At 68.7% G+C, this 24,460-nt stretch carries 23 protein-coding genes and 1 tRNA gene; 16 read left to right on the top strand and 8 right to left on the bottom strand.

What is annotated here, in order from left to right; genetic code table 11:
* Positions 1–56: 56 nt before the first annotated feature.
* From QMZ16_RS08225 to QMZ16_RS08215, 3 genes are all read right to left on the bottom strand, one after another.
* A complete protein-coding gene (locus tag QMZ16_RS08225; RefSeq protein ID WP_282602874.1) occupies positions 57–2,252 on the bottom strand; it encodes a TRAP transporter permease in 2,196 nt (731 codons plus the stop codon).
* A 69-nt stretch (positions 2,253–2,321) separates the two neighbouring features.
* Complete coding sequence (locus tag QMZ16_RS08220) at positions 2,322–3,284, bottom strand: TAXI family TRAP transporter solute-binding subunit (protein ID WP_282602873.1); 963 nt, start codon at positions 3,282–3,284, stop codon at positions 2,322–2,324.
* A 116-nt stretch (positions 3,285–3,400) separates the two neighbouring features.
* A complete protein-coding gene (locus QMZ16_RS08215) occupies positions 3,401–4,315 on the bottom strand; it encodes a LysR family transcriptional regulator (RefSeq protein WP_282602872.1) in 915 nt (304 codons plus the stop codon).
* 124 nt (positions 4,316–4,439) lie between these two features.
* Between QMZ16_RS08215 and QMZ16_RS08210 the strand changes: the two genes are divergently transcribed.
* Together QMZ16_RS08210 and QMZ16_RS08205 are read left to right on the top strand one after the other, a co-directional pair.
* Positions 4,440–5,513, top strand: a complete 1,074-nt coding sequence (locus tag QMZ16_RS08210; protein ID WP_282602871.1) for a tartrate dehydrogenase — start codon at positions 4,440–4,442, stop codon at positions 5,511–5,513.
* Positions 5,514–5,522: 9 nt separating this feature from the next.
* Complete coding sequence (locus QMZ16_RS08205) at positions 5,523–6,782, top strand: glycerate kinase (protein ID WP_282602870.1); 1,260 nt, start codon at positions 5,523–5,525, stop codon at positions 6,780–6,782.
* Positions 6,783–6,792: 10 nt separating this feature from the next.
* Here the strand turns inward: QMZ16_RS08205 and QMZ16_RS08200 are convergent.
* Positions 6,793–6,869: transfer RNA gene (locus tag QMZ16_RS08200), tRNA-Ile, on the bottom strand.
* 108 nt (positions 6,870–6,977) lie between these two features.
* Here QMZ16_RS08200 and purM point away from each other — a divergent pair.
* Both purM and purN read left to right on the top strand, forming a co-directional pair.
* On the top strand, positions 6,978–8,018 hold the full coding sequence (gene purM, locus QMZ16_RS08195) for a phosphoribosylformylglycinamidine cyclo-ligase (protein WP_282602869.1): 1,041 nt from the start codon (positions 6,978–6,980) through the stop codon (positions 8,016–8,018).
* Positions 8,015–8,602, top strand: a complete 588-nt coding sequence (purN, locus tag QMZ16_RS08190) for a phosphoribosylglycinamide formyltransferase (protein ID WP_282602868.1) — start codon at positions 8,015–8,017, stop codon at positions 8,600–8,602. Before purM ends, purN begins: the two co-directional genes overlap by 4 nt.
* Here the strand turns inward: purN and QMZ16_RS08185 are convergent, their stop codons facing one another.
* A complete protein-coding gene (locus QMZ16_RS08185) occupies positions 8,603–9,205 on the bottom strand; it encodes a thiamine phosphate synthase (RefSeq protein WP_282602867.1) in 603 nt (200 codons plus the stop codon).
* A gap of 76 nt (positions 9,206–9,281) precedes the next feature.
* Here QMZ16_RS08185 and QMZ16_RS08180 point away from each other — a divergent pair, with 76 nt between their 5' ends.
* From QMZ16_RS08180 to QMZ16_RS08170, 3 genes are read left to right on the top strand one after another with little or no spacing between them, the layout of a single operon-like run.
* Complete coding sequence (locus QMZ16_RS08180) at positions 9,282–10,004, top strand: RNA methyltransferase (RefSeq protein ID WP_022706342.1); 723 nt, start codon at positions 9,282–9,284, stop codon at positions 10,002–10,004.
* A gap of 35 nt (positions 10,005–10,039) precedes the next feature.
* A complete protein-coding gene (ctaA, locus tag QMZ16_RS08175; RefSeq protein WP_282602866.1) occupies positions 10,040–11,185 on the top strand; it encodes a heme A synthase in 1,146 nt (381 codons plus the stop codon).
* Positions 11,182–12,654: a carboxypeptidase M32 gene (locus tag QMZ16_RS08170; protein ID WP_282602865.1), complete on the top strand. Its 1,473-nt coding sequence runs from the start codon at positions 11,182–11,184 to the stop codon at positions 12,652–12,654. Before ctaA ends, QMZ16_RS08170 begins: the two co-directional genes overlap by 4 nt.
* Before the next feature lie 6 nt (positions 12,655–12,660).
* On the opposite strand, the gene QMZ16_RS08165 is transcribed toward QMZ16_RS08170, so the two are convergent.
* Genes QMZ16_RS08165 through QMZ16_RS08155 form a run of 3 tightly spaced genes read right to left on the bottom strand, consistent with a single transcriptional unit; the run spans position 12,661 to position 15,009 of the window.
* Positions 12,661–13,962 carry a sensor histidine kinase gene (locus tag QMZ16_RS08165; RefSeq protein ID WP_282602864.1) on the bottom strand — a complete coding sequence of 434 codons (1,302 nt, stop codon included), beginning with the start codon at positions 13,960–13,962 and terminating at the stop codon, positions 12,661–12,663.
* Positions 13,962–14,630: a response regulator transcription factor gene (locus QMZ16_RS08160; RefSeq protein ID WP_282602863.1), complete on the bottom strand. Its 669-nt coding sequence runs from the start codon at positions 14,628–14,630 to the stop codon at positions 13,962–13,964. The genes QMZ16_RS08165 and QMZ16_RS08160 overlap by 1 nt, the downstream gene beginning before the upstream one ends.
* Positions 14,631–14,637: 7 nt before the next feature.
* Positions 14,638–15,009, bottom strand: a complete 372-nt coding sequence (locus QMZ16_RS08155) for a PepSY domain-containing protein (RefSeq protein WP_282602862.1) — start codon at positions 15,007–15,009, stop codon at positions 14,638–14,640.
* A gap of 132 nt (positions 15,010–15,141) precedes the next feature.
* Here QMZ16_RS08155 and QMZ16_RS08150 point away from each other — a divergent pair, with 132 nt between their 5' ends.
* The 9 genes from QMZ16_RS08150 to QMZ16_RS08110 all read left to right on the top strand — a co-directional run bounded on the left by QMZ16_RS08150 (position 15,142) and on the right by QMZ16_RS08110 (position 24,148).
* The gene (locus QMZ16_RS08150) at positions 15,142–15,969 is read left to right on the top strand and encodes a hypothetical protein (protein WP_282602861.1); all 828 of its coding nucleotides are present in this window, start codon (positions 15,142–15,144) and stop codon (positions 15,967–15,969) included.
* A gap of 155 nt (positions 15,970–16,124) precedes the next feature.
* Complete coding sequence (locus QMZ16_RS08145) at positions 16,125–17,267, top strand: M20 aminoacylase family protein (RefSeq protein WP_282602860.1); 1,143 nt, start codon at positions 16,125–16,127, stop codon at positions 17,265–17,267.
* Positions 17,268–17,336: 69 nt separating this feature from the next.
* Complete coding sequence (locus tag QMZ16_RS08140; RefSeq protein ID WP_022706334.1) at positions 17,337–18,146, top strand: DUF3100 domain-containing protein; 810 nt, start codon at positions 17,337–17,339, stop codon at positions 18,144–18,146.
* Positions 18,143–18,619 (top strand): hypothetical protein, encoded by a 477-nt coding sequence (locus tag QMZ16_RS08135; protein WP_282602859.1) that lies wholly within the window; start codon positions 18,143–18,145, stop codon positions 18,617–18,619. Before QMZ16_RS08140 ends, QMZ16_RS08135 begins: the two co-directional genes overlap by 4 nt.
* A 141-nt stretch (positions 18,620–18,760) precedes the next feature.
* Positions 18,761–20,017 (top strand): imelysin family protein, encoded by a 1,257-nt coding sequence (locus QMZ16_RS08130; RefSeq protein WP_282602858.1) that lies wholly within the window; start codon positions 18,761–18,763, stop codon positions 20,015–20,017.
* 28 nt (positions 20,018–20,045) lie between these two features.
* Complete coding sequence (locus QMZ16_RS08125) at positions 20,046–21,560, top strand: di-heme oxidoredictase family protein (RefSeq protein WP_282602973.1); 1,515 nt, start codon at positions 20,046–20,048, stop codon at positions 21,558–21,560.
* Positions 21,560–22,525 (top strand): imelysin family protein, encoded by a 966-nt coding sequence (locus tag QMZ16_RS08120; protein WP_282602857.1) that lies wholly within the window; start codon positions 21,560–21,562, stop codon positions 22,523–22,525. Before QMZ16_RS08125 ends, QMZ16_RS08120 begins: the two co-directional genes overlap by 1 nt.
* A complete protein-coding gene (locus QMZ16_RS08115) occupies positions 22,525–23,619 on the top strand; it encodes a DUF1513 domain-containing protein (protein ID WP_282602856.1) in 1,095 nt (364 codons plus the stop codon). Before QMZ16_RS08120 ends, QMZ16_RS08115 begins: the two co-directional genes overlap by 1 nt.
* A gap of 91 nt (positions 23,620–23,710) precedes the next feature.
* On the top strand, positions 23,711–24,148 hold the full coding sequence (locus tag QMZ16_RS08110) for a hypothetical protein (RefSeq protein ID WP_022706328.1): 438 nt from the start codon (positions 23,711–23,713) through the stop codon (positions 24,146–24,148).
* Positions 24,149–24,460: the final 312 nt, after the last annotated feature.

Below are 24,460 nucleotides of genomic sequence, written 5' to 3'. Positions count from 1 at the left end.
AAAGATCCGGCCACTGCAATCGCAGGGCCGGACCAGGAAGCCCATACGGGCGGGGATCAACTTTCGTTGCCTGCCGGCACGCCGGTGCGGTGACGCATGCGCTGCAGCGCGTACATCCCGATGGCGCAGCCGAACCCGATCACGTCGCTCAGCATGCCGGGTTTCAGCATGGCCAGCGCCGCGACGATCAGCAGCAGCCGCTCGGGCCAGCCGATGCGCCCGAAGAACCAGCCGATGACGCCCGATGCCAGCAGATAGATCCCGAGTAGCGCCGAGACGGTCACATGCGCGGTATCGAACCAGCCGCCCTGCAGCAGCAGCGCATCCGAGTAGAAGAACATGTAGGGCACCACGAAGGCCGCAAGGCCGATGCGGAAGCTCTCGACGCTGGTCTTCATCGGGTCGGACCGCGACAGCGCCGCCGCAGCATAGGCCGCAAGCGCGACGGGCGGCGTGATGGCCGACATGACCGCGAAGTAGAAGATGAAGAAATGCGCGACCAGCGGCTCGATCCCCAGGTTCACCAGGCCGGGCGCGATGACCGATGCCGCGACCGCATAGGCGGCGGTCGTGGGCATGCCCATCCCCAGGATGATCGACACCAGCATCGCGAAGATCAGCGCCAGCAGCTGCGACTGGTCCGCGATCCCCAGAAGCAGCGCCGAGAAGCGCGTCCCGATGCCCGTCAGCGCGATGACGCCCACGATGATGCCCGCCGCCGCGCAGACCGCGACCAGCTGCAGCACCATCCGCGCGCCCTGGTCCAGCGCGTGCAGCAGCTGGCGTGGGCCCATGCGGTTCGGCGTCAGCCAGCTGACCATCGCCGCCGAGATCATCGCCAGCGTGCCGCTGCGGATGACCGACCACCCCGAGAACAGCGCCCAGATCAGCACCACGATCGGCGCGAACAGATAGATCTGCTTCAGCAGCAGCCCCAGCTTCGGCAGGGCGGAACGCGGCAGGCCCATCATGCGGAACTTCTGCGCGGTCAGGTCCACCATGAAATAGACCGAGGCGAAGTACAGCAGCGCCGGGATCAGCGCGGCCCAGACGATCTCGGTATAGGGGATGCCCGTGATCTCGGCCATGATGAAGGCGCCCGCGCCCATGATCGGGGGCATGATCTGCCCCCCCGAGGATGCGGCGGCCTCGACCGCGCCTGCGGTCTGGTTGCGATAGCCGACCTTCTTCATCAGCGGGATGGTCAGCGACCCGGTCGCCACCACGTTCCCCGCCGAGGTGCCGTTGATCATGCCCATCAGGCCGGACGCGAAGATCGCGACCTTGGCCGGACCGCCGCGCTTGTGGCCCGCAGCCGCAAAGGCGACGTTCACGAAATACGCGCCCACATGCGTCGCCTGCAGGAAGGCCGCGAAGACCACGAACAGGATGATGTAGGTAGACGAGATCGCGATGGGCGCCGACAGGATGCCGTTATCGGTGAAGATGTAGCTGAAGAAGCGTTTCGCGCCATATCCCGAATGCGTCAGGATGCCCGGCAGCCAGGGGCCCGCGAAAGCATAGGCGACGAAGACGCCCGCGATGATGACCAGCGCCAGCCCCGCAAGGCGGCGCGTCGCTTCCAAGATGATGATGACGCCGGTGATCGCGGCCCACATGTCGCCGGGCTGCGCCATCGGCATGCCCGCGCGCATCTGCAGCACCCGAGAGAAGAAGATGATGTAGCCGACCGAGGCCATCGTCGCGCAGACCAGGAGCCAGTCCACGGTGGCGATGCGGCCGATGCGCTTGTCGGCGAACAGCCAGCCGTGCAGGACGGCCAGCGCGGTCCCCAGGGTCAGCGGCAGGCCGAAGGTGGTCACGACCCATACGGGCGGTCGGGCGATGCCCGCGATCCACCATCCGCCCCACAGGGTCAGGATCGCGGCCGAGCCATAGAGGACCAGGACCGCCGCCAGTCCCAGAAGCAGGCGCGACGCCATGCTGGCCCGGGGCGCGTCGCCTTCCGGCGTGGTCTCGTGCGCGCCGAACAGCATGAAGGCCAGGACCAGGCCGCCGCCCAGGTGCAGCAGGCGATAGGTCCAGGTTTCCAGCGGGAACAGGTTCATCACCAGCAGGTGGAACAGCGTGTAGGCGGCGCAGGCCGCGCCGAACGCCAGGTTGCCGCGGCCCGCGAAGGCGCGCTGGTTCCCGGCGGGAAGTTCTTCGTCGACATCGGGGGTGGCCAGGATGGCCTGATCCGTGGTGTCGGTCTCGGCCGACGCGGGGTCGACCGCAGGGGTGCGGGTCATGGCGTTACCAGGATGATCGTGTTCGAGGGGATCGCGCGGGGCAGGTCGGCCCGGCCCCGCGCGGCGTCGTCAGCGGAGGTTCTCGGGGATCTCGATGCCCTTTTCCTCGAAGTACTGGACCGCGCCGGGGTGGAACGGGACGTATTCGTTGGTGTCCCAGTTCTCGGGCAGGGTCTCGACCGCCGAGGCGTGGACCTGCAGCATGCGGTCGTTGTTCTCCATCACCAGCTTCGTGATCTCGTAGGCCAGGCTGTCGGGCATGTCCTTGTGCGCGATGGCGAAGTTCCACATCGCGACGGTCGGGACATCCTCGGGCTGATCCTCGTAGGTGTCGGCGGGGATGGTGAAGCGCTGCATGGTCGGCACGGCCTCGACGAAGGCCGTGATGTTCTCCTCGGACAGGCCGAGGAACGTGACGTCCTGTTCGACCGCCAGCTGGCTGAAGGCGCCCGCCGGCAGGCCCGCGGCATAGACGAAGGCGTCGATCAGGCCGTCCGACAGCTGTCCGGCGGCATCCGACGCGCCCGCGAAGCTGGCGTTCACGTCCATGCCCTCGGCCTCGAAATAGCGCTGCCAGTAGGTGGCCGAGGTGCCGGTGGCGGGGCCCATGTTGACGCGCTTGCCGACCAGGTCGTCGATGGATCCGATCCCCGACGAGGTCAGGACGGCGGCCTGCAGCGGCGTCTGGTACATCGGGAACAGCGCGCGGATGCTCTCGGCGGGGACGCCCGGCATCAGCTCGCTCTCGCCCTCCATGGCCTCTTGCGCGGGGCCGAGGGTGGTGAAGCCCATCATCAGCTCTCCGGCATCGACCAGGGCGACGTTCTGGACCGGTCCGCCCGTCACCTCGACCGAGGTGGGCATGTCCAGCGTCTCGCCCATCATCGAGGCGAGGCCCGATCCCCAGACGAAGTAGGACCCGCCCTGCGAGCCGGTCGAGATGCCCATGCTGGACGGCCAGTCGGCGCGGTCCTGCGCAAAGGCGGGCAGTGCGGTGACCATGCTGGCTGCGACGATTGCGGTGAATTTCATTCGGTGCTCCTCCCAGTTTTTCGGGCGCCTCCGACACGCCCGTCCGATCAGGTGAGGATGCAGAGGCGGACCGGCCTCTCTCAATCTCCAGTTTTTTATATTCCGATTCGCGATAATCAGGCCGAGGCTTCGATCCGCTCCAGATGCGCGTCCAGCGTCCGCATCAGCGCGTCGCGGCGCGGGTCGCGGGTTCCGCGCGCCCATGCGGCGGCCAGCACCAGCTTGGACAGGGTGGAATGCTGCGGCACGTCCAGCGGCACGAAGCTGACCCCCGGCACCGCGATCCGAGAGGTCCAGCGCGGCACGATCGCAAGACCCGCACCCGATGCGACCAGGTTGACGATGGTGTGCTTCTCCTCGGCGATCTGGGCGATGCGGGCGGTCAGGCCCGCATCCATGAACAGCTTGATCGTCAGGTCGTGCGAATGAGGCCGCGACCGCCTGTCGGGAACGATCAGCGGCACGTCGGCCATCTCCGCGATCGAGATGCGCGGCTGCCCCGCCAGCGGGTGGTCCGAGGGCAGGGCCACCACCGCGGTCTCGAAGAACAGGGTGCGGAAGGTGATGCGCGGGTCGCGCAGGTCGGGGGGGCGGCAGAACACGATGTCCAGGCTGCCCGACAGCAGCTTGGGCAGCAGGTGGATGGTCTTCTGCTCGATCAGCTGGATCTCGGTTTCGGGATGTTCGGCGCGGAAGGCCGCCAGCAGTTGCGGCATCAGGCCGGCGGCGGCGCTGTCGATCGCGCCCACCTTCAAGGGCTGCGTGTCGTTCTGGCGCAGCGTGCGGATGCGGTCGGACAGCAGGTCGGCCCGTTCGATCAGGTCGCGCGCATCCTCCAGGATGGCCTGTCCGGCCTCGCTCAGGGCGACGCTGCGGGTGGTGCGGTGGAACAGGCGGGTCTCCAGCCGCTGTTCCAGCAGCCTGATCTGCCGCCCGAGCGATGCGGGCAGCATGTCCATGGCCTGTGCTGCCCGCCCGAAATGCAGGTGATCGGCGGCGGTGACGAAGCACCGCAGCTGCTGGATGTCCATCTGCCCCCTCCCGGCATTATCGCGCAAAGGTATATAATCATCTGCCGATTGAGCTGTCGAGCGCCGCGGGGCTAGCCTTCCGTCATTGCCGCAAGGGCAGACGGAACAACGGACGGACCCAGTCATGAAAAACTACAAGATCGCCGCAATTCCCGCAGACGGGATCGGACCCGAGGTGATTGCCGCCGGCCTGCAGGCGCTCGAGGCACTGGCCCGGCGCGATGGCGGGTTCGAGCTGGACGTGACCGATTTCGATTGGGGATCGGACCGCTACAAGAAGACCGGCGAGATGATGCCCGCCGACGGGCCGGACCAGCTGAAGAACTTCGACGCGATCTTCTTCGGGGCGGTGGGCGCGCCGGACGTGCCCGACCACATCACGCTGTGGGGCCTGCGCCTGCCGATCTGCCAGGGCTTCGACCAATACGCTAATGTCCGCCCGACGCGCATCCTGCCGGGCATCCATTCGCCGCTGGAGAATGTCGGCCCCGGCGATCTGGACTGGGTCATCATCCGCGAGAACTCGGAGGGCGAATACAGCGGCCATGGCGGTCGCGCCCACAAGGGCCTGCCCGAAGAGGTCGGGACCGAGGTGTCGATCTTCACCCGCGTCGGCGTCACCCGCATCATGCGCTATGCCTTCGAGATGGCGCGTTCGCGCCCGCGCAAGCTGCTGACCGTCGTCACGAAGTCGAACGCGCAGCGTTTCGGCATGGTGATGTGGGACGAGATCGCCGCCGAGGTCGCCAAGGATTATCCCGACGTCACCTGGGACAAGATGCTGGTCGATGCCATGACCGTGCGGATGGTCAAGAACCCCAAGAGCCTGGACACCATCGTCGCGACCAACCTGCATGCCGACATCCTGTCGGACCTTGCCGGCGCGCTGGCGGGCAGCCTGGGCGTCGCGCCGACGGCCAATATCGACCCCGAGCGGCGCTTCCCCTCGATGTTCGAACCGATCCACGGGTCGGCCTTCGACATCACGGGCAAGGGCATCGCCAACCCGGTCGCGACCTTCTGGACCGCCGCGCAGATGCTGGAGCATCTGGGCGAGAAGCCCGCCGCCGAGCGCCTAATGCGCGCCGTCGAGAAGGTCTGCGCCGATGGCGTGATGACGCCCGACGTGGGTGGCCGCGCCACCACGCAAGAGGTCGCGGACGCCGTCTGCGACGCGATCCGCGGCGACAACCTGTAAGGTGGCGGCGTGAGGGCGGAACAGGCACAGGCGCTGCTGCGCCAGATGTTCGATGCGGCCATCGCCGCGGCGGACCCCGCGAAATCGCTGGCCGCGCATCTGCCCGAACCGCCCTCGGGGCGCTGCATCGTGGTGGGGGCGGGCAAATCCGCCGCCGCCATGGCCCGCGCGGTCGAGGATGCCTGGCCCGACGTGGACCTGTCGGGCGTGGTCGTCACCCGCTATGGCCACGCCGTGCCCACGCGGCGCATCGCCGTGCGCGAGGCATCGCACCCGGTGCCGGACCAGGCGGGCGTCGATGCCGCGCAAGAGATCCTGCGCACGGTCGCGCAGGCGGGCGAGGGGGACCTGGTGCTGGCACTGATCTCGGGCGGGGGGTCGTCGCTGCTGGCCGCGCCGCGCCCGCCGCTGACGCTGGCGGACAAGATCGCCGTGAACCGCCTGCTGCTGCATTCGGGCCTGACGATCGAGCAGATGAACCGCGTCCGACGCAGGCTGTCGCTGGTCAAGGGCGGGGGGCTTGCGCGCGCGGCGGCGCCCGCGCGGCTGGTGACGCTGGCGATCTCGGACGTGCCGGGGGACGATCCGGCGGCCATCGCCTCGGGGCCGACCGTGCCCGACCCGACCGCGCATGAGGATCTGTCGCCGCTGATCCGCGCGCTTGGGCCGGACCTGCCGCAGGCGGCCCGCGACCTGCTGCTGGCCGCGCCGCCCGCGCAGGACGATTTCCCGGTCGACTACCGCATGATCGCCACCCCGCAGATGTCGCTTCTGGCCGCGGCCGAGGTGGCCCGCGCCGCAGGCGTCACGCCGGTCCTGCTGGGCGACGCGCTGGAGGGCGAGGCCCGTGAACTGGGCATCGCGATGGCCGGTATCGCGCGGGCAACGGCCACGCATGGCACGCCCGCACGTGCGCCCGCCGTCCTTCTGTCGGGGGGCGAGACGACCGTGTCCATCGGAAACGTGAAGCCCGGTCGCGGCGGGCGGAATACCGAGTTCCTGCTGTCGCTGGCCATCGCGCTGAACGGCCATCCGGCAATCCATGCGCTGGCGGGCGATACCGATGGAATCGACGGGACCGAGGATGCGGCAGGCGCCATCGTCGGGCCCCAGCTGCTGCGGCAGGCCCGCGACATGGGCCTCGACCCGGCTGCGGTGCTGGCGGCGCATGACAGCTATGGCCTGCTCGATGCGACCGGCTGCCTGATCCGCACCGGTCCGACGCTGACGAATGTCAACGATTTCCGCGCGGTGCTGGTGCTTGGCTGAAAGCACCCGATGGTAGGCCCGGAGGGACTTGAACCCCCAACCAAGGCGTTATGAGCGCCCTGCTCTGACCAATTGAGCTACAGGCCCATCGGGTTCGTTCCGGTTAATGCGCAAGATCGGGGCGGTCAAGCGCCTCGGGCGTTGCTTGGCGGGCGGGCATCGGCTATCGGGGGCCAAATTCAGCCGGGGGCCGCCATGAGTGACAAAGGGATCAGCTATCGCGATGCAGGGGTCGATATCGACGCCGGGAACGAGTTGGTCGAACGTATCAAGCCTGCCGCAGCCGCGACGAAGCGGTCGGGGGTGATGGATGCACTGGGCGGCTTCGGCGCGCTGTTCGATCCGAAGGCCGCGGGTTACGACGATCCGGTCCTGGTCGCGGCGACCGACGGCGTGGGCACCAAGCTGCGCATCGCCATCGACACGGGCCACCTGGACGGCATCGGCCAGGACCTGGTCGCCATGTGCGTGAACGACCTCGTGTGCCAGGGCGCCGAGCCGCTGTTCTTCCTCGACTACTTCGCGACGGGCAAGCTGTCGGTGGACGAGGGCGCGCGCGTCGTCGAGGGCATCGCGCGCGGCTGCAAGGCCGCCGGTTGCGCCCTGATCGGCGGCGAGACCGCCGAGATGCCGGGCATGTATCACGACGGCGATTTCGACCTTGCGGGCTTTGCCGTGGGCGCGATGCAGCGCGGGACCGCGCTGCCTGCGGGCGTCGTCGCGGGCGACGTGCTGCTGGGCCTTGCGTCGGACGGGGTGCATTCCAACGGCTATTCGCTGGTGCGCAAGGTCGCGGACCGCGCGGGGCTGGGCTGGACCGATGCGGCGCCCTTTGCCGACACCACCCTGGGCGAGGCGCTGCTGGTGCCGACGCGCCTGTATGTGAAGCCCGTCCTGGCCGCGATCCGCGCGGGCGGCGTCCATGCGCTGGCCCATATCACCGGCGGCGGCCTGACCGAGAACCTGCCCCGCGTGCTGCCCAAGGACCTGGGCGCGGATATCGACCTGTCCAGCTGGGCGCTGCCGCCCGTCTTCGGCTGGCTGGCCGAAGCCGGCAATATCGAGCAGTCCGAGATGCTCAAGACCTTCAACAGCGGTCTGGGCATGGTCATCGCGGTCGCGGCGGATCGCGCCGACGCGCTGGCCGAGCTGCTGCAGGCCGAGGGCGAGACCGTCGCCCGCATCGGCACCGTCACCGAGGGTGCGGGCATCCGCTACTCGGGGGCGCTTGCGTGATCCGCGTCGCGATCCTGATTTCGGGCGGAGGATCAAACATGCTCCGCCTGGTCGAGGATATGACCGGCGATCATCCGGCGCGGCCCGTCCTGGTCGCGTCGAACGACCCCGAGGCGGGCGGGCTGAAGCGCGCCGCCGCGATGGGCGTGCCGACCGCCGCCGTGGACCACCGCGATTTCCGCGGTGACCGCGAGGGTTTCGAGGATGCGCTGCTGCGACCGATCATGGCGGCATCGCCGGATGTGATCTGCCTTGCGGGCTTCATGCGGATCCTGACCCCCGGCTTCGTGCAGCGCTTCGAGGGGCGGATGCTGAACATCCACCCGTCGCTGCTGCCGAAATATCCGGGGCTGAACACCCATGCCCGCGCGATCGAGGCCGGGGATGCGCAGGCAGGCTGCACCGTCCACGAGGTGATCCCCGAACTGGACGCCGGTCCCGTGCTGGGGCAGGCGGTCGTTCCGATCATGCCGGGCGACGATGCCAATGCGCTGGCCGCGCGCGTCCTGGTGCAGGAGCACCGCCTCTATCCGGCGGTGCTGCGGCGCTTCGTGACGGGCGATCGCACGCCCGTCCTTTTGTGATCAGACCCACAGCTTGGACAGGGCGGCCGCAGGGTCGTCCTGCGACCAGATCTCGGCCCCGATGGCGATGAAATCCGACACCGGCGACAGTTGCGACAGCAGCTCGCTGGTGATCGCGCCTTCGGCCACGACGGGGACCTCGATCATCTCGGACCACCACTGGAACAGCTCCAGCTGGGCGGGTTCGCCGCGATAGAGCGCCGATTCGCCGACCGGCCCGAAGCTGACGTAATCCGCGCCATGTTCGGCGGCGGTCATGCCTTCATGGCGCGAGGATCCGCAGAACGCGCCGACGATGGCGTCGTCGCCCAGTTCCTTGCGGGCATCGCGGACCGCGCGGGCGCCGTCCGTCAGGTGCACGCCGTCCAGGCCGTGGCGCTGCGCCAGCTTGACGTGATCGTCGATTACGACGGCCACGTCGCGGGCATGGGCGATTTCGCGGGCCAGGTCGGCCAGGCGGCCCAGTTCGTCCTCTTCGGCGCCGCCGCGGATGCGCAGGCAGGAAGGGGCGAAACGGTCCATCACCTCGGTCAGAAGTGGCCCGAGCGCGGATGCCTGTGCTCCGGCGGGCGTCATCAGGTACAGTTGCGGGGCATCGGTCATGCGGCTTCTCCTTTATGTCGCATCTAGCGCAGCTTGCCCGCCGCCGCCAGACGCACTAGATGCCTGAGCCATGCAAATGGATCGAAATCCCGTCATCATCCTCGTTCGCCCGCAGATGGGCGAGAATATCGGCGCGGCTGCGCGCGCGATGCTGAACTTCGGCCTGACCGAGATGCGGCTGGTCGAGCCGCGCGACGGCTGGCCCAACCCCAAGGCCGTCGCGATGGCCTCGGGTGCCGCGGGCAAGGTGCTGGACCAGGCCAAGGTCTATGCCACGCTTGCCGACGCGATGGAGGGGATCGAATACGCCTATGCCACGACCGCCCGTGGCCGCGAATTGACGAAGCCCGTCTTCACGCCGGAAACCGCGATGGCCGACACCCGTGCGCGGCAGGGCCGCAGCGCCATCGTCTTCGGCCCCGAACGCACGGGGCTGGAGAACGACGATATCGCGCGCGCCAATGCCATCGTGACGGTGCCGGTGAACCCCGATTTCCCGTCGCTGAACCTTGCGCAGGCCGTGCTGCTTATGGGCTATGAATACGGCCGCGACATCCTCCCGCCCGAGCCCAACCCCCATGCCCGCCGCGAGGACAGCGAGACCGCCGCCGACCGCGTCGAGATCGAGCGCCTGGGCGACCATTACGAGGAGAAGCTGGAGGCCGCGGGCTTCTTCTTCCCCGAGACGAAGGCCGCGTCGATGCGTCTGAACATGCGCAACATGTGGTCGCGCCTGGCGCTGACGCGCGGCGATGTCCGCGTCCTGCACGGCGTCCTGCGGCAGTTGACCCGCCGATAAGCCCCCCATAACCTCCGCGCCAAAAGGAGCAAGCGATGGCCAAGCGCCCTGTCTTCCAGGAAGTCTCGGACCCGCAGGCGGCACGGCCCGCCCAGACCAGGGGCATGATCGACGCGCGCCCCCGTGGCGCCCGCCGCGCGATCCGCGCCTGGCTGTCGGTGCTGTTCGTGATGGTCCTTGCCATGATCGTGGTGGGGGGCGCCACGCGCCTGACCGACAGCGGGCTGTCCATCACCGAATGGAAGCCCGTGACCGGCGCGCTGCCGCCCATGAACGCGGCCGACTGGGACGCCGAATTCGCGCTGTACCAGCAGATCCCGCAATACCAGGAACTGAACCGGGGCATGACCCTGTCCGAGTTCAAGCAGATCTACTGGTGGGAATGGGGGCACCGCCTGCTGGGCCGCGCGGTCGGCCTCGTCTGGGCGGTGGGGCTGCTGTTCTTCGCCGCGACCCGCCGCGTGCCGACGGGCTGGATGCCGCGCCTGCTGACGATCGGCGTGCTGGGCGGGCTTCAGGGCGCGATCGGCTGGTGGATGGTCAGCTCGGGCCTGGTCGAGGGGATGACCAGCGTCGCCTCGTATCGGCTGGCCGTGCATCTGGGCATCGCCTTCCTGATCCTGGGCCTGATCACCTGGTACGTCCTGCAGCTGTCGCGATCCGAGGCCGAGCTGATGCGCGCCCGCCGCGCGGGCGAGGCCAAGCTGTTCGGCATGTCCACGGGCCTTCTGCACCTGACCGCGGTGCAGATCCTGCTGGGCGCGCTGGTCGCGGGGATCGATGCGGGGCGCACCTATACCGGCTGGCCCACCATGGGCGGCGAATGGGTCCCCGACGCGATCTGGGATCCGGTGCTTGGCTGGCGCAACTTCTTCGAGAACCCGGCCCTGGTGCAGTTCATCCACCGCATGACCGGATATCTTGTCGCGATCTTCGCCGTGGTCGTCTGGCTGCGCGCGCGCCGTTCGCCGCATCCGGTGACGCGCGGGGCCTTCACGGTCATGATTGCCGCCATGGCGGCGCAGATCGGGCTGGGTATCATGAATGTCGTCCATGCCTCGCCCCTGGGGCTGGCACTGGCACATCAGTTCGGCGCGGTCGTCCTGTTCGCCATGATCCTGCGGGCGCGTCACCACGCCCGCTATCCCATCGAAACCTCGATCCGAGGAGCCCGGAAATGAGCGCATTCGACGATCTGCTGGCCTTTCAGCGTCAGACCGAAGCCCTGTCCTCGGTCGCCGAGCGGCTGGGCTGGGACCAGGAAACGGTCATGCCCCGCGGCGCCGCCGAACAGCGCGCCGAGGAGATGTCCGCCATGGAGGAGGTGCTGCACGAACGCCGCACCGACCCGCGCATCGGCGAATGGCTGGAGGCCGCCGAGCCCCAGACCGAGGGCGACCGCCGCGCGGTCGAGCTGATCGCCCGCGACTTCGCCCGCACCAGCCGCGTGCCCGCCCGCCTGGCATCCGAGCTTGCGCGCCTGACCTCGCTGGCGCAGGGGATCTGGGCCGAGGCCCGCGCGAACGAGGCCCCCGAGGATTTCCTGCCGACGCTGGACCAGGTCCTGATGCTGAAGCGCGAGGAAGCCGCAGCGCTGGCCGATGGCGGCGATCTGTACGACGCGCTGCTGGACGATTACGAACCGGGCATGACCGGCGCGCGCATCGCGTCGCTGTTCGATGCGATGCGGCCGCGCCTGGTCGCGCTGCGCGACGACGTGCTGGGCGCCGAACGCCAGCCGCAGCAGCTGTCGGGGCATTTCCCGCAGGAAACGCAGCTGCGCCTGTCGCGCGCCTGCGCCACGGCCTTCGGTTATGACTGGACGCGGGGGCGGATCGACCTTGCGGTCCATCCCTTCAGCTCGGGGCGCTGGCAGGACAGCCGGATCACGACCCGCGTGGTCGAGACGGACCCGTTCAACTGCATCTACTCGACCATCCACGAGGTCGGGCATTCCAGCTACGAGCTGGGCATCGACGAGGATTACGCCTTCACCCCCCTGGGTCGGGGCGTGTCCATGGGCGTGCACGAAAGCCAGAGCCGCATCTACGAGAACCAGCTGGGCCGTGGCCGTGCCTTCACCGGCTGGCTGTTCGGGCGCATGTCCGAGGCGTTCGACGGGCTGAACGTCACCGATGCGGATGCCTTCTATGCCACGGTGAACCGCGTGACCCCCGGTTACATCCGCACCGAGGCCGACGAGGTGCAGTACAACCTGCATGTCATGCTGCGCTTCGACCTGGAACGCGACCTGATTTCCGGGCGGCTGGACACGCAGGACCTGGCCGAGGCGTGGAACGCCCGCTTCCTCAAGGATTTCGGGGTGGCGGTCGATCGCCCCTCGAACGGGATCCTGCAGGATGTCCATTGGTCGGTGGGGCTGTTCGGGTATTTCCCGACCTATGCCCTGGGCAACGTCTATGCCGGTTGCCTGAACGGCGCGCTGCGCGACCAGGTGCCGGACCTGGATGCGGCCCTGGCCGAGGGCGACGCGACGCCCGCGACCGAATGGCTGCGAGAGAACGTCCAGCGCCACGGCGGGCTGATGCCCCCCGCGCAGGTGATCGAGCAGGCGGCGGGCGCATCGGTGTCGCCCGAACCGCTTCTGGATTACCTCGAGGCCAAGTTCGGCCAGATCTACGGGCTCTAGTCCCCGTCAGGCGGGCAGTTCGACGATCGCGGACAGCCCGCCCAGATCGGAACGTTCCAGCCGCAGCTGCCCGCCATGCAGCGCGGCAAGATCCGCGACGATGGCAAGGCCCAGCCCCGCGCCGGGCGGGCCCTGTTCGTCCAGCCGGCCCCCGCGACGCAATGCCTGCGGCATCTGGTCGGGCGACATGCCGGGGCCGTCATCCTCGACCGTCAGCAGCAGCCGCGCGTCGTCCTGCGCGACGCTGATCCGCAGTCGTGACCGGCCCCATTTGACGGCATTCTCGCACAGGTTTCCGACCATCTCCTCGAGGTCCTGACGCTCGCCCCCGAAGCGCGCGTCGGGCGGCAGGACGGTTTCCGCGCCCATGCCCTTGTCGGCCATGGGCCAGCGCAGGACCAGCAGGATGTCCTCGATCACCGGGGCGATGGGCGTGCTCTGGCCCAGGCTGCGCGGGCCCGCGCTGCGGGCGCGGCGCAGGTGCCACCCGATCAGCCGGTCCATCCGCGCGATCAGCGGCTGGCCGACGTGATCCTGCGGTAATTCGTTCGACAATGCCGCCAGCGGCGTCTTGAGCGAATGTGCAAGATTGCCCAGATGCTGCCGCGACCGCGTCAGCAGGCTGGCATTCTGGTCCAGCGCGGCGTTGATCTCGTCCACCAGCGGGCGCAGTTCCGTGACCGAGGGGCGGGGCAGGCGCTCGGCCTTGCCCGCGCGGACCTGCGCCAGGTCCAGCCGCAGCCGCTTGAGGCTGCTGAGGCCCGCCGTCACCTGCACCAGCGTCGCCGCCGCCAGCGCGGCCCACAGAAGCAGAAGCGCATGGGCCAGCGGTCGCGTGATCTGCGACAGGCTGGCATCGATGGCCGATCTGGGCGCGGTGACGGTAACGGCGATCACGGCTTCGGTATCGGGCAGGGTGATCTCCTGGCGCAGGATGCGCAGGCCCGCGCCGTCGGCATCCATCCCCGACGCGCCGCGCAGGTTGCCCTCGGGCCCGTCCAGCCGCCCGTCCAGCAGCGACAGCGACCGCGCGACGGGCACCCCGTCCGCCGCCACCTGCCAATACCACCCCGAGAAGGGCAGATCGTAATTCGCGGCCATGGGGATGGCGTCCAGTTCGGTCCTGCCGTCGTCCTGCACCTGCAGGCGCCCGATCAGGCTGTCGGCGGCGGCCTGCGCCTCGGCGTCGAAGCGGTCGGTCACGAACCCTTCCAGCAGCCCCGAGATGAACAGGAACGCCGCCAGCAGCGCCGCCCCGATCCAGACCGCCGCCAGCAGCAGCAGCTGTCCGCGAATGGATCGCAGCATCACGCGGGGGCCTTGCTGCGCAGGACATAACCCTCGCCGCGGCGGGTCTCGATGACGCCGTCGCCGACCTTCTTGCGCAGCCGGCCGATCACGACCTCGATGGACTTGAAGTCGCGGTCGGTATCGGCCTCGTAGAGGTGCTCGCTCAGCTCGGTCCGGGTGACGACGCGGTCGTGGTGATGCAGCAGATAGGTCAGGATGCGGGTCTCGAACGCGGTCAGCTTCAGCGCGACATCGTCGCGGGTGATCACGCCAAGCTGCGCGTCCAGCCGCAGGCTGCCCGCCGTGATGACCGCACGCGCATGGCCCGCCGCGCGGCGGATCAGGGTCTGGGCGCGCAGCACCACCTCGTCCAGGCGGAAGGGCTTGACCGCGTAATCGTCCGCGCCCGCGCGAAAGCCCGCGACCTTGTCGGTCCAGTCGCCGCGCGCGGTCAGGATCAGCACGGGCATCGCGTTCCCCTGGTCGCGCCAGCGGGTCAGCACCTCGATCCCCGACATCGAGGGCAGGCCCAGGTCCAGGATCGCGACGTCGTAGGTCTCGGTCGATCCGAGATATTCGCCGTCCTCGCCGTCGCTGGCGGTATCGGTGGCAAAGCCCGCCTGTCGCATCGCATCGACAAGCTGACTGGCCAGTTGCGGGTCGTCCTCGACGATCAGGGCACGCATGGTCGGTTCAGTTCCTTGGGGGTCGTTTCGGCCCGTCGCGGCGGGCCTTCAGGATGTCGCGGCCCGCCACCTCGAGGAAACGCCCCGTCCGCGCATCGACGCGGATGTTCAGGACGTCCCGTGCCGGGGTCAGCAGCCGCAGTTCATAGACGAGCTGCGCCCCGAGGTCGTGTTCCTCGGGGGTGGGCGGGACGGTCGCGACCGCGATCAGCCGTCCCTGGTATCGTGCCATGACGGCACCCGCGATCCGGCGCATGGGCATCGGGCGAAAGCCCGTTTCCCAGGGCTGCGTCAGTTCGGGTGCCATGACATCCTGCGCGGGGGCAGGGGCGGACATGGTGGCCGTCAGCAGGCAGGCAATGAGGATCGCGTTTTTCATTCCACCATCTATACAGGGCATGACCCAATGGAATCCAAACGGAACATTGGCCTTTCGTTCGGCGGCCCTGCGCTAGAACCGATTCGTGAGGTCGGGACAGCCCGACCGGATAACGAAGACTGGAGAAGCACCATGAAATTCCGCACGCTTGCAACCTCGGCCGCGCTTGTCACCCTGATGGGCCTGTCGCCGATCATGTCCGGCATGGCCACCGCGCAGGAAGCGGTCGAACTGCCTGAGGCGCTGCAGTCGCTGAACCTGACCGACACCACCACCGAGGAAGGCCGCCGCGGCCAGCGCGTCTCGGGCGAGCTGGAGGACGGCACCCGCATCGAGGCGTTCCTGAACCGCGACGGAGAGCTGATGGGCCTGCGCGCCGACGACGCCGTCCTGCCCGAGGCCGCGATCGATGCGCTGCTGCCCCAGGCCGTCCGCGACAACGCCATCTTCGAGCAGTTCGCCGAAATCGAGGGCCTGCGCCTGATGCCCGAGGGCGTCGAGATCGGTGGCACGGATGCCGATGGCGAACGCGTCCGCGCCGCCTTCGACGATGCGGGCCGGGTGATGCGCTTCGGTCGCGGCGATCATGACGGTCGCCCGGGCAAGGGTGCGCCGCATGGCGATCACGAGCGCGGCCCCCGCGGCGAGCACCGTGGTGAGCACCGCGGCGGGCACGGCGGCGAACATCGGGGTGAGCATGGCGGCGAACATCGCGGCGACATGCGCGGCCACGGCCCCGAGGGTCGCGACCAGGATCACGGCCAGAAGGGCGAACCCCGCGACCCGCAGGTCGACGAGGCCGCGCTGGCCGCAGACCTCTCGGCCGCAGGCTACGAGGATCTGGGCACCCTGCGCGTCAATGGCCGCCGCATGACGGTCGAGGCCACGAACCCGCAGGGCGAGGAAGTCGTGCTGGAAGTCACCCCGCGCGGCGAGGTCGTCCGCGAAACCGCACGCTGATCCACGGCCACCGAAACGATGGATGCCGCCCCCTCGGGGGCGGCATTCGCATATCCGCGCCTCGCCTTTTCCGGGCGGCTTCGCTATTTGCACGGGGTGTAAGCCCGCGCGCGGTCCGGCCCCGTGGGTGGAACCATCGCTGGAAGGGGCATCCCATGTTCGATCACGACCATATCGCCGAGGCCGTCGCCTGGCGCCACGATCTTCACCGCCACCCCGAACTGGGGTTCCAGGAGCACCGCACCTCGGGGCTGATCGCGGGCCTGCTGGAGGGCTGGGGCTGGCGCGTGCATCACGGGCTGGCGGGCACGGGCGTCGTCGCGCAGCTGGGGCAGGGCGGTCGCAGCGTGGGCCTGCGCGCCGATATCGACGCGCTGCCGATCGAGGAGGCGACGGGCCTGCCGCATGCCTCGGTCCATGCGGGGCGGATGCATGCCTGCGGCCATGACGGGCATACCGCGATGCTGCTTCTGGCCGCGCGCCAGATGGCCGCCGAAGGGATCGAGGGCGGCACCGTCAACCTGATCTTCCAGCCCGCCGAGGAAAACGACGGCGGCGCGCGCGTGATGATCGAGGACGGGCTGTTCCGCGAATTTCCCTGCGATGCGGTCTTCGGCATCCACAACTGGCCGGGGCTGAAGCCGGGGCAGTTCGTCGCCCGCGACGGCGACATGATGGCGGCCTTCGCCGTGTTCGAGATCGAGGTGAACGGCAATGGCAGCCATGCCGCGATGCCTGAACAGGGCGACAGCGTGGTCGCGGCGGCGGCGCGCATCGCCAGCGCCTTGCAGGAACTGCCCGCGCGGCGCCTGTCGCCGCTGGATCCCGGCGTGGTCTCGGTCACGCAGATCCATACCGGTTCTGCCTGGAACGTCTGCCCCGACCGCGCGATCCTGCGCGGCACCGTCCGCTGGTTCGCCCCCGGGGCAGGCGACGTGCTGGAGGCCCGCCTGTCCGAGGTCGTGAACGGCACCGCCGCGGCCCATGGCTGCACCGCCCGCGTCGATTACCAGCGCCGCTATCCCGCCACGATCAACGATCCCGAACAGGCGGCCCTTGCGCGCGAGGTCGCCTCGGGGATGGGCTTCGATCTGCCGCAATCCACCGCCAGCATGGCATCCGAGGATTTCGCCTTCATGCTGAACGAACGCCCCGGCGCCTACATGTGGCTGGGCGCGGCGCGCGAGGGCGAGAATCCCGGCCTGCACAGCCCGCACTTCGATTTCAACGACGCGATCCTGCCCCGCGGCGCCGAGATGTGGGTGCGGCTGGCGCAGCGCGCGATCACGGGCGGCTGACGTTTTCGGCATCGCCTTCCCGCGTCGCGGCATGTAAGGCGATGCCCTTGAAAAATATGAGAGGATGCCATGACTAGGACTGGGGAGATACTCCTCGACTGGCGCCTGCACGCAAGCGTGCTTGCCATCACCATCATCGCCGAGCTGATCGGCGTGATCGCCGTTCCCATCGCCATCGGGTCGATCTTGCTGCTGCCGCTGCTCTATGCCTTCGTGATGGGGCTGCTGATCAATCCGAACGTGGTTTCCAGGGCGGGCGGCTGGCTGCGCCAGCGCGAGGTGCGCGCCGCCTCGCCGCTGATCGTCATCGCGATCATGCCCTTCATCGCCAAGTTCGGGACCATCATCGGCCCGTCGATGGAACAGATCGTCGCCGCCGGTCCCGCCCTGATCCTGCAGGAGCTGGGCAACCTAGGGACCATCGTCCTGGCCTTCCCGATCGCCGTGCTGGTCCTGCGCATGGGCCGCGAATCCGTTGGGGCCAGCTTCTCGGTCGCGCGAGAGCCCAACATCGCGATCATCGCCGACCGCTATGGGCTGAAATCGCCCGAGGGGGCAGGCGTGATGGGCGTCTATGTCATCGGCACGCTGTTCGGCACCTTCATCTTCGCGATCCTGGCATCGGTCCTTGCGACCTCGGGGCTGTTCAGCGTCGAGGCGCTGGCCATGGCCTGCGGCATCGGGTCGGGGTCCATGATGGCCGCCTGTTCCGGCGCGCTGGCCCATGCCGTCCCCGCAATGGAGGAACAGATCCTGGCGCTGGCCGGTGCCTCCAACGTGCTGACCTATGCGACGGGCATGTATCTGTGCATCTTCGTCGCGCTGCCCCTGACCGAGAAGCTCTATGCCCTGATGGGCCCGAAGGAGGATCGCGCATGACCAATCCCGACATTCCCGCCGATCCCGAGGCCGACCCCAGGCTGGGCATCGCCGATCAGGCCCTGCTGCTGACCGCCGTCTGCGCCATCGGGCTGGTCGGCAACACCGTCGCCACCGATGCGACGCTGGTGCAGTCGGTGACGGGGATCGCGATCCTTTACGTCATCTCGATGATCGGGGTGCTGCTGACGCAGCTGGTGCCGTTCGGGCTGCCCTCGGTCGCCTGGATCTCGTTGGTGGGGATCGCGGCCACGCTACCCTGGACGCCCGGCAGCGCCTGGGTGCTGGAGCAGGTGGGACACGTGAACTTCCTGACCCTTGCGACGCCCTGCCTTGCCTACGCGGGCATCGCCATCGCCCGCCGAGAGATCGAGATCGCCAAGACCTCGGGGTGGAAGATCTTCATCGTGGCGCTGCTGGTCATGACCGGCACCTATGTCGGTTCCGCGACGGTGGCCGATCTGTTCCTGTGATGCCGGATCCCGCGCGGGGCGCAACCTGCGCGGGATTTTCCAATCAAAGAAGTCAGGATTGACTTCGCATCTTCCGTTCGGGCAAAACGCCGGGGCAAGCGGCCAGCCCCCGTGCAGGCCATCACGCCCACGGAGGATCGCATGAAGACCACTCTCGCCATTTCCGCCCTTGCCCTGGCCACCGCCTCGCCCGCCTTTGCGGGCAAGCCCGAGGTCGTCGCGAATTACATCGCCATCGCCCATGCCGGATACGAGGACAGCCTGATCGCCGCGCGCGACCTGCAGGCCGCCGTCGATGCGCTGATCCAGACCCCCTCGGCCGAGGCGCTGCAGGATGCCCGCGCGGCATGGCTGGCCGCCCGCGTGCCCTATCAGCAGACCGAGGCGCTGCGCTTCGGCAATGCCATCGTGGACGACTGGGAAGGCAAGGTGAACGCATGGCCGCTGGACGAGGGGCTGATCGACTATGTCGATCCGTCCTATGGCGGGGCGTCGGATGCGAACGAATATGCCGCGCTGAACGTGGTCGCCGCGCCGACCTTCACCCTGTCGGGCGAGGATATCGACGCGACCGAGATCACGCCCGACCTGCTGTCGGGCCAGCTGCACGAGGCCGACGCGATCGAGGCGAACGTGGCCACCGGCTATCACGCGATCGAGTTCCTGCTGTGGGGGCAGGACCTGAACGGCACCGATCACGGCGCGGGCGACCGTCCCTGGACCGACTATGCCGCGGGTGACGACTGCACCGGCGGCAATTGCGACCGTCGCGGCGAATACCTGAAGGCCGCGACCGATCTGCTGGTCAGCGACCTGGAATGGATGACCGCGCAATGGGCCGAGGGCGGCGAGGCCGCGACCGGCCTGACCGCCGATCCCGACGCCGCGATCAGCGCCATGCTGACCGGCATGGGCAGCCTGTCCTATGGCGAACTGGCGGGCGAGCGCATGAAGCTGGGCGTGATGCTGAACGACCCCGAGGAGGAGCACGACTGCTTCTCGGACAACACGCATAACAGCCATTATTACGACGGGCTGGGCATCCGGAACGTCTATCTGGGCGAATACACCCGCATCGACGGCACGGTCGTCTCGGGCGAGAGCCTGTCCTCGCTGGTGGCCGAGGCAGACGCATCGGTCGATCAGTCGCTGCGCGCGGGTCTGGACGACAGCGTGGCCAAGCTGGGCCGCATCAAGACCGTGGCCGAGGGCGGCACCTCGTATGACCAGATGCTGGCGCGCGGCAATGACGCGGGCGAGGGCCTGATCATGGCCGCCGTCGACGCACTGGTCGCGCAGACGCAGGATATCGAACGCGCGGTCACGCTGCTGGGTGCGCAGGACGTCGCCATCGAGGGCTCGGACAGCCTCGACAGCCCCGATGCCGTCTTCCAGTAAGGCCGCGCGGCACCTGCTGCCGCTGCTGATGATCACGGCGGCGCCGGTCCTTGCGGAAGGGCCGGCGCTGACCGATCTGCACCTGAACGCCACGCCCCGCACCGGCACCGAGACCGCGCGGATCGCGGATGTCGTCGCACCCACGCAGGATTTCACCGCGCCCGAACCCTTCGAGGGAAATCCCGGCGGGGCCGCGACCGTGCGCGCCCGCGACGATGCGGATGCCTTCTCGCAGCCCTCGGCCAATATCGGGTTCGAGGGAGAACTGCGCTTCAAGGTCGGCAACGGGCTGTTTCGCAAGCTGTGGGTGTCCTCGCCCTCGTCCACGCTGGCATCCGACGGGCTGGGGCCGCTGTACAATTCGCGCGGCTGCCAGAACTGCCACCTGAAGGACGGGCGCGGCCATCCCCCCGACACGCGGGGCGAGGCTGGCGGCTCGATGTTCCTGCGGCTGTCGGTGCCGGCATCGGAAAACGACCCCCGCAGCCAGATCGAGGAATACCTGGCCGGGACCGGAAACCCGGTCGAGCCGACGCGCCCCGACCCGACCTATGGCGGGCAATTGCAGGACCTGTCGGTCGCGGGCGTTCCGGCGGAAGGGCGCATGACCATCGACTATGCCGAAACGCGGGTGGACCTGTCGGGCGGCGAGGTCGCGCATCTGCGGGTGCCCGAATACGGCATCGACGATCCGGCATATGGACCCTTGCGCGACGATCTGATGATCAGCCCCCGCGTCGCCCCGCCGATGATCGGCCTTGGCCTGCTGGAGGCGATCCCGACCGCCGATATCCTTGCCGGTGCCGATCCGGATGATGCCGATGGCGACGGGATCTCGGGGCGGGCCAATATCGTCTGGTCGGCGCGGCATGACGCCCCGATGCTGGGCCGTTTCGGCTGGAAGGCCGGGATGCCCACCGTCGAGGAACAATCCGCCAGCGCATTTTCGGGCGATATCGGCATCTCGAACCCGTTGCATCCGGACCACGCGGGCGAATGCACGGATGCGCAGGCCGCCTGTCGCGCGGCCCCGAACGGGGGCGGCGATGCGCGCGGGTTCGAGATCGACGCCGAAGGGCTGGAGCTTACCGTCTTCTACAGCCAGAACCTTGCCGTTCCCGCCCGCCGCGACGAAGGTGATGCGCAGGTCCTGCGCGGCAAGCAGGTCTTCTACGACACGGGCTGCGCCGATTGCCACCGGCCCAAATACGTCACCGCGCGGATGGAGGATCGGCCCGAACACAGCTTCCAGCTGATCTGGCCCTATACCGACATGCTGCTGCACGACATGGGCGACGGGCTGGCCGATCACCGCCCCGAAGGGCTGGCGAATGGCCGCGAATGGCGCACGCCGCCCCTGTGGGGCATCGGCTTGACCCGGACCGTCAACGGCCACAGCATGCTGCTGCATGACGGGCGCGCGCGTTCGGTGCTGGAGGCCATCCTGTGGCATGGCGGCGAGGCCGCGCCCGCCCGCGACGCCGTCATCGACATCCCGCCCGAGGACCGGGCGGCCCTGATCCGATTTGTGGAAAGCCTTTGATGCGAACCCTGCTGGCCCTTGCCCTGCTGCCGCTGCCCGCCATGGCCGGCACCCCCGAGGTGGTGAACGACCATATCCTGCCCGCGACCGACCGATTTACGACGGCTGCCCATGCCCTGGCCGATGCGGCCGGTGCCGATTGTTCGGCCAGCGCGCTGGACGCCCCCTATCGGCAGGCATTCGACGCCTGGATGGGCCTGTCGCATCTGGCCTTCGGGCCGTTGGAACAGGACGGGCGTGCGCTGACGGTTGCGTTCTGGCCCGATCCGCGCGGGCTTGTCGCACGCTCGGTCCGGGGGCTGGTCGCGGATCAGGACCCGGTCGTGGACGATCCGGCGGGCTTTGCCGAAGTCTCGATCGCCGGACGCGGTCTGATGGCGCTGGAACAGCTGATGGCGGACGAGATTGGCGATTACGAATGCCGCTATGCCCGCGCCATCGCGACCGACCTGGCCACTATCGCAGATGCCGTGCAGGCCGACTGGCAGGACCACGCGCAACTGATGCTGGATGCGGGGCAGGACGGGAACGACCGCTACCTGTCTGCCCGAGAGGCGGATCAGGCGATCTATACCGCGCTGCTGTCGGGCATCGAATTCGACGCCGATCAGCGCCTTGGCCGCCCGATGGGCAGCTTCGACAAGCCCCGCCCCAAGCTGGCCGAGGCGTGGCGCAGCGACCGCCCGCTGCGCAACATCGAACTGTCGCTGGCCGCGCTGCGCGACATGGCCGTCGCGCTGTCGGACGATCCGATCCCCCTGACCGAGGCGGCCTTCGACAACGCGCAGGCGCAGGTCGCGGAATTGCAGGACGATCCGCGCCTTGAGGGGGTCACCGACCCGACGCAGCGCCTGAAGATCGAGATCCTGCAACAGCGCATCCGCGCCATCGGCACCGCGATCGAGGGCGAGATCGGCGGCGGGCTGGGCCTGACCGCAGGCTTCAATTCCAAGGATGGCGACTGATGCGCAGGCGCAGCTTCCTGACGGCGCTGATGGCGGGGGCGGTCGCGCCCCGGCTGGGCTGGGCCGATGCGGGAAGCCCCGCGATCCTTGGCGCCGCGCGCGAACCGGATGGCGGCTATGCGCTGTTCGGCCTGTCGGATCGGGGTGCCGACCTGTTCCGCATTCCGCTGCCCGGTCGCGGCCATGCCGCCACGGCCCACCCGACCGCCCCCGAGGCCGTGGCCTTTGCCCGCAGTCCCGGCAATTTCGCGATCGTGCTGAACTGCGTCACGGGACAGGTCCTGGCCCGGCTGCATGCACCGCAGGGGCGGCATTTCTACGGCCACGGCACCTTCATCGCGGATGGCGACATCCTGTGCACATCGGAAAACGCCTATGACAGCGGCGAGGGGCGCATCGGGCTGTGGTCGCGTCGCGAAGGCTGGCGCCGCATCGCCGAGATCCCGACCCACGGCATCGGCCCGCACGAGATCAAGCGGATGCCGGGCGACATCCTTGTCGCGGCCAATGGCGGCTATCGCAATCACCCCGACCAGCCGGGCGTCAAGCTGGATGTCGACCTAATGCGCCCGAACCTGTCCTATGTCGCGACCGACGGGGCGCTGCTGGACCAGGTCGAGCTGGACCCCGACCTGCGCCGCAACTCGATCCGCCATATCGCCTTCGGGCAGGACGGCGTGGTGGCCTTCGGGATGCAATGGCAGGGCGACCCGGCCGAGGGGATGCCCCTGCTGGGCCTGCACCGGCGCGGGCACGGCGCGGTGCTGGCAGAACTGCCCCTCCACGAGGCGATGGCGATGCAGGGCTATGTCGGTTCGGTCGCCTTCGATGCCGAGGGGCGGCATGTCGCGATCAGCTCGCCCCGTGGCGGGCGGGTGCAGGTCTTCGACGGCTCGGGCGCCCATCGGCAGACGATCCGGCGCGAGGACGTCTGCGGCCTTGCGCCCGCGGCGGGCGGTTTCTTCGTGTCGGACGGGCTTGGCGGCCTCGTGCGGGCAGGGCAGGGGGTCGAGGCCCTGGCGAAATGGCCGGGGCGTGCATGGGATCACCATCTCGTGTCCGTGGAACAGGGCAAACGGGGCGCGGCCCTGTAACGTTTTCCGTGGTTTCCGCGAATTGCGTGTCGGTGGCGCACCCGGACGGGGCGCGCGCCTTCGGCAACACGACAACATTCAAGGATCCAACATGAATTCCCCAGTCAAGATCGCCCTTCTGTCGGTGCGCGTCACCTTCGGCCTGTTCCTGCTGGCCTGGGCCGTCAAGAAGATCGTCGATACCGAGGGCACCTCGGGCATCTTCGCCAAGTTCTACGGGATCGAGGGGCTGGGCGCGTCCAGCTCGATGATCGCGGGCGGGTTGCAGATCGCCGTCTCGGTCGCGATCATTCTGGGCCTGTTCAAGACGGTCAGCTATGGCGCGGGGCTGCTGATCCACGGCGTCTCGACGGTCTCGACCGCCTCGCACATCCTGATGCCGCTGGCCGAGGGGTCGAACCTGCTGTTCATGGCGGGCCTGCCGATCATGGGCGCGATCCTTGGCCTGTTCCTGGCCCGGCACGAGGATACGCTGCTGTCGCTGGACAGCGCGTTGGGCCGCGGAAACGCCGCGACGGTCGGCGCCTGAACCGGCGGGGCGCTGACGGGATCGCCCTTACGGCTTCCGCTGTGGCCGTCGTGGCTGATCCCCAGTATCTCGGCCCAAGGCCCAGTTTCTCGGTAAGAACTGGCCGCGACACTTCTGGGCCGAGGCTGTATGGAAACGCGCCGATAGCGGCTGTCGGCTTCTGGTTCTGATTGGCCGCTTTTCGAGTTCTCTGTCTTCGACAACCTTTGCACACGTGACGTGTTGCTTATCCGGTTGACCTGCTCCCCTGAAACGTCCGCGGTTTGAGGTTAGCCTGTTCTCGAAACGAGGAGACAGAAGATGCGGAAAAGC

Source organism: Paracoccus sp. PARArs4, assembly GCF_947311865.1.
Lineage (GTDB): Bacteria > Pseudomonadota > Alphaproteobacteria > Rhodobacterales > Rhodobacteraceae > Paracoccus > Paracoccus zeaxanthinifaciens.
Note: the sequence above shows the minus strand (reverse complement) of the source record. Positions and strands in the feature narration are given on the sequence as shown.

Bases quoted from the DNA above. Each gene is read 5' to 3' on its own strand.
- QMZ16_RS08225 (WP_282602874.1), bottom strand. From the start codon at position 2,252: ATGACCCGCACCCCTGCGGTCGACCCCGCGTCGGCCGAGACCGACACC.
- QMZ16_RS08220 (WP_282602873.1), bottom strand. From the start codon at position 3,284: ATGAAATTCACCGCAATCGTCGCAGCCAGCATGGTCACCGCACTGCCC.
- QMZ16_RS08215 (WP_282602872.1), bottom strand. From the start codon at position 4,315: ATGGACATCCAGCAGCTGCGGTGCTTCGTCACCGCCGCCGATCACCTG.
- QMZ16_RS08210 (WP_282602871.1), top strand. From the start codon at position 4,440: ATGAAAAACTACAAGATCGCCGCAATTCCCGCAGACGGGATCGGACCC.
- purM (WP_282602869.1), top strand. From the start codon at position 6,978: ATGAGTGACAAAGGGATCAGCTATCGCGATGCAGGGGTCGATATCGAC.
- QMZ16_RS08185 (WP_282602867.1), bottom strand. From the start codon at position 9,205: ATGACCGATGCCCCGCAACTGTACCTGATGACGCCCGCCGGAGCACAG.
- QMZ16_RS08180 (WP_022706342.1), top strand. From the start codon at position 9,282: ATGGATCGAAATCCCGTCATCATCCTCGTTCGCCCGCAGATGGGCGAG.
- ctaA (WP_282602866.1), top strand. From the start codon at position 10,040: ATGGCCAAGCGCCCTGTCTTCCAGGAAGTCTCGGACCCGCAGGCGGCA.
- QMZ16_RS08170 (WP_282602865.1), top strand. From the start codon at position 11,182: ATGAGCGCATTCGACGATCTGCTGGCCTTTCAGCGTCAGACCGAAGCC.
- QMZ16_RS08165 (WP_282602864.1), bottom strand. From the start codon at position 13,962: ATGCTGCGATCCATTCGCGGACAGCTGCTGCTGCTGGCGGCGGTCTGG.
- QMZ16_RS08160 (WP_282602863.1), bottom strand. From the start codon at position 14,630: ATGCGTGCCCTGATCGTCGAGGACGACCCGCAACTGGCCAGTCAGCTT.
- QMZ16_RS08155 (WP_282602862.1), bottom strand. From the start codon at position 15,009: ATGAAAAACGCGATCCTCATTGCCTGCCTGCTGACGGCCACCATGTCC.
- QMZ16_RS08150 (WP_282602861.1), top strand. From the start codon at position 15,142: ATGAAATTCCGCACGCTTGCAACCTCGGCCGCGCTTGTCACCCTGATG.
- QMZ16_RS08145 (WP_282602860.1), top strand. From the start codon at position 16,125: ATGTTCGATCACGACCATATCGCCGAGGCCGTCGCCTGGCGCCACGAT.
- QMZ16_RS08140 (WP_022706334.1), top strand. From the start codon at position 17,337: ATGACTAGGACTGGGGAGATACTCCTCGACTGGCGCCTGCACGCAAGC.
- QMZ16_RS08135 (WP_282602859.1), top strand. From the start codon at position 18,143: ATGACCAATCCCGACATTCCCGCCGATCCCGAGGCCGACCCCAGGCTG.
- QMZ16_RS08130 (WP_282602858.1), top strand. From the start codon at position 18,761: ATGAAGACCACTCTCGCCATTTCCGCCCTTGCCCTGGCCACCGCCTCG.
- QMZ16_RS08125 (WP_282602973.1), top strand. From the start codon at position 20,046: ATGATCACGGCGGCGCCGGTCCTTGCGGAAGGGCCGGCGCTGACCGAT.
- QMZ16_RS08120 (WP_282602857.1), top strand. From the start codon at position 21,560: ATGCGAACCCTGCTGGCCCTTGCCCTGCTGCCGCTGCCCGCCATGGCC.
- QMZ16_RS08115 (WP_282602856.1), top strand. From the start codon at position 22,525: ATGCGCAGGCGCAGCTTCCTGACGGCGCTGATGGCGGGGGCGGTCGCG.
- QMZ16_RS08110 (WP_022706328.1), top strand. From the start codon at position 23,711: ATGAATTCCCCAGTCAAGATCGCCCTTCTGTCGGTGCGCGTCACCTTC.